The organism is Inquilinus limosus MP06, assembly GCF_000767795.1.
Lineage (GTDB): Bacteria > Pseudomonadota > Alphaproteobacteria > DSM-16000 > Inquilinaceae > Inquilinus > Inquilinus limosus_E.
On record NZ_JANX01000607.1, the window covers coordinates 1 to 3666 of the forward strand.

The 3666-nt window shown below is 70.8% G+C and carries 4 protein-coding genes; all 4 read left to right on the forward strand.

Annotated elements, in window-relative coordinates:
- A partial coding sequence (locus P409_RS39390; RefSeq protein WP_034846750.1) for a hypothetical protein occupies window positions 1–295 on the forward strand: 295 nt, incomplete at its 5' end.
- A 213-nt stretch (window positions 296–508) separates the two neighbouring features.
- On the forward strand, window positions 509–2047 hold the full coding sequence (trpE, locus tag P409_RS29340; protein WP_052121546.1) for an anthranilate synthase component I: 1539 nt from the start codon (window positions 509–511) through the stop codon (window positions 2045–2047).
- Window positions 2048–2138: 91 nt separating this feature from the next.
- Entirely contained in the window at window positions 2139–2723 is a 585-nt protein-coding gene (locus P409_RS29345; protein ID WP_034846753.1) for an anthranilate synthase component II, read from the forward strand.
- A partial coding sequence (gene trpD, locus P409_RS29350) for an anthranilate phosphoribosyltransferase (RefSeq protein WP_034846755.1) occupies window positions 2720–3666 on the forward strand: 947 nt, incomplete at its 3' end. The genes P409_RS29345 and trpD, both read left to right, overlap by 4 nt.

The following is a 3666-nucleotide window of genomic DNA, read 5'->3' on the forward strand; positions in this document are numbered from 1 at the left end:
GCTGCTGCGCGACGGCAGCAATGCCGGCGCCGTTCCGGCGGCGCTGGTACGGGACATGTTCGCGGCCCAGGTCGGCGGCACCGCCACCGCCGAGACCCCGGGCGGCCGGATCGTCGCGCGCCTGACCAAGATCGAGCCGGCCAAGCCCGACGCCGCGGCGGAGGCCGCGGTGAAGCAGGACCTGATGCGCGGCCTCGCGGTCGATGTCGGCGGCGGCCTGGACCAGGCGCTGCGCGCCCGGTATGGAGTGACTGTTGACCAGGCGGTCCTCGCCCGGCTGAACTACCAGGAATGATGTCGATGCATCCCCTCGCGGCGTCGCTGCGCCCCATCGCCGGACCTCGTCCGGCGGCCCCGTCCTCCCTGCGTGGAGTGGCGGCGGGCTGGCGCTGGCCGTCGGAGGGGGACGCTGCGGCCTGGGGAGCCCGGGCAGGCGGCGGGGAGCGATGGCGTGGCGGCGACCGTTCCGCCCCCGCCCATCCCGCTCCCCTGATTGCAGGTCACACCCATGCCGGAATCCACGGCTTTTGACGCCTTCGCCGAGACCTATCGCGCCGGTAAGCCCCAGGTCGTCTGGACCCGCCTCGTCTCCGATCTCGACACCCCCGTCTCGGCCATGCTCAAGCTGGCCGGGGACGAGCCCTATTCCTTCCTGCTCGAATCGGTCGAGGGCGGCGCCATCCGCGGCCGCTACAGCGCCATCGGCCTCAAGCCCGACCTGATCTGGCGCTGCCGCGGCGATGCGGTCGAGATCAACCGCAAGGCGCTCGCCGGCCTCGACACCTTCGAGCCGGTGGCCACGGCGCCGCTCGACAGCCTGCGCGACCTGATCGCGGAATCGCGCATCGACCTGCCGCGCGGCTTCCCGCCGCTGGCCGCCGGCCTGTTCGGCTATCTCGGCTATGACATGGTCCGGCAGATGGAGACCCTGCCGGACACCAATCCGGACACGCTGGGCGTGCCGGATTCGATCATGATGCGGCCGACCATCGTCTGCGTTTTCGACACCATCGCCGACGTGGTCACCATCGTCACCCCGGTGTTTCCCGACCCGGCGTTGACGGCGGAACAGGCGCATGAGGCGGCCTGCGAGCGGCTGTCGGATGTGGTCGCCCGCTTCGAATCGAGCCTGCCCCACCGCGAGGCGGCGGCCGAGGGCACCCTGCCCGCTTTGCCCGAGCCGAGCTCGAACATGACGCGGGAGGAGTATCACGCGATCGTCGAGCGGGCGAAGGAGTACATCCGCGCCGGCGACATCTTCCAGGTGGTGCTGTCGCAGCGATTCTCCCTGCCCTTCACCCTGCCGCCCTTCGCCCTGTATCGGGCGCTGCGGCGGCTGAACCCGTCGCCCTTCCTGGTGTTCCAGAACTTCGGCGACTTCGCCATCGTCGGATCGAGCCCGGAGATCCTGGTGCGGCTGCGCGACGGCGAGGTCACCATCCGGCCGATCGCCGGCACCCGTCCCCGCGGCGCCACGCCGGAGGAGGATGCGGCGCTGGAGCAGGACCTGCTGGCCGATCCGAAGGAGCGGGCCGAGCACCTGATGCTGCTCGACCTCGGCCGCAACGATGTCGGCCGGGTGTCGCAGATCGGCACCGTCAAGGTGACCGACCGGTTCATCATCGAGCGCTATTCCCACGTCATGCACATCGTCTCCAACGTCGTCGGCCGGATCACGCCGGACAAGGACGCGGTGGCGGCGCTGGCGGCCGGCTTCCCGGCCGGCACCACCAGCGGCGCGCCGAAGGTGCGGGCGATGGAGATCATCGACGAGCTGGAGGTGGCGCGGCGTGGCGTCTATGCCGGGGCGATGGGCTATTTCGGCGCCAATGGCGACATGGACACCTGCATCGCCCTGCGCACCGCGGTGGTGAAGGACGACACGCTTTATATCCAGGCCGGCGGCGGCGTCGTCGCCGACAGCAGCCCGGAGGGCGAGTACCAGGAGACCCGCAACAAGGCCCGGGCGCTGGTGCGCGCCGCCGAAGATGCGGTACGCTTCGCCAACCGGCCGCGCAACGGCAACCGGCCCATGGGTCATGTCTGAGAACCGCAACCCTTCGCAGCAGCATCGATGGTGAGGCCGGCCGGATAACCGCCGCTCCTCTCCATTCCCTTGCCTCGAAAGGGCAAATTCCATGCTTCTGCTGATCGATAACTACGACAGCTTCACCTACAACCTGGTGCACTATCTCGGCGAGCTCGGGGCGGACACCGAGGTCCGCCGCAACGACGCATTGACCGTGGACGAAGCCCTGGCGCTGCGGCCCGACGGCATCGTCATCTCCCCCGGCCCCTGCGACCCGGACAAGGCCGGCATCTGCATGGACCTGATCCAGGCCGCCGCCGGCCGGGTGCCGGTGTTCGGCGTCTGCCTCGGCCACCAGGCGATCGGCCAAGTCTTCGGCGGCAGGATCGTCCGCGCGCCGGAGCCGATGCACGGCAAGATCAGCCCGGTGCACCACCATGGCGGCGGCGTGCTGGAGGGTCTTCCCGACAATTTCGAGGCCACGCGCTACCACTCGCTGACCATCGCGCCCGAGACCATGCCGGACAGCCTGGAGGCCACGGCCTGGACCGCGGACGGGGTGATCATGGCGCTGCGCCACAGGACCCTGCCGATCCACGGCGTGCAGTTCCATCCGGAGAGCATCGCCTCGCAATACGGCCACAAGATCCTGCAGAACTTCCTGGCCATCGCCGAACGGCGGAACGCGGCATGACGACCGAGATGCGACCCTTCATCGCCAAGGCCGCGCTCGGCACGCCGCTGGACGCGGCCGACGCCCGCGCCGCCTTCGAGATCATCATGTCGGGCGAGGCGACGCCGGCGCAGATCGGCGGCTTCCTGATGGCGCTGCGCGTTCGCGGCGAGACGCCGGAGGAGATCGCCGCCGCCGCCCGGGTGATGCGCGACAAGGCGGTGACCATCGACGCGCCGGACGGTGCCATCGACTGCTGCGGCACCGGCGGCGACAATTCCGGCTCCTACAATGTCTCGACCGCCGTGTCCTTCGTGCTGGCCGGGGCCGGCCTGCCGGTGGCCAAGCACGGCAACCGCGCCGCCTCCAGCCTGACCGGGGCGGCCAACGTCCTGGCCGAGCTGGGCGTCAATGTCGAGGCGCCGCCGGAGGTGATGCGCGAGGCGCTGTGGGAGGCGCAGATCGGCTTCCTGTTCGCACCGCTGTACCACAGCGCCATGCGCCATGTCGGCCCGGCGCGGCAGGAGCTGGGCACTCGCACCATCTTCAACCTGCTCGGGCCCCTGGCGAACCCGGCCGGGGTGAAACGCCAGCTGCTCGGCGTCTTTTCCGAGGCCTGGATCGAGCCGGTGGCCCAGGCGCTGGGCCAGCTGGGCAGCGAGACCGCCTGGGTGGTGAACGGCAGCGACGGGCTGGACGAGATGACCACCACCGGCCCGACCGCCGTGGCCGAGCTGCGCGGCGGCCAGGTCCGGCGCCTGACGGTGATGCCGGAGGATGCCGGCCTGCGCCGCGCGGTCCCGGAAGACCTGAAAGGCGGTGACCCCGCCACCAACGCGGCGGCCCTGCGCGCCGTGCTGGGCGGCGCCCACGGCGCCTATCGCGACATCGTGCTGCTGAACGCCGCAGCCTGCTTCATCATCGCCGACCGGGTGTCTACATTGCCGGACGGCGCCGCCCTCGC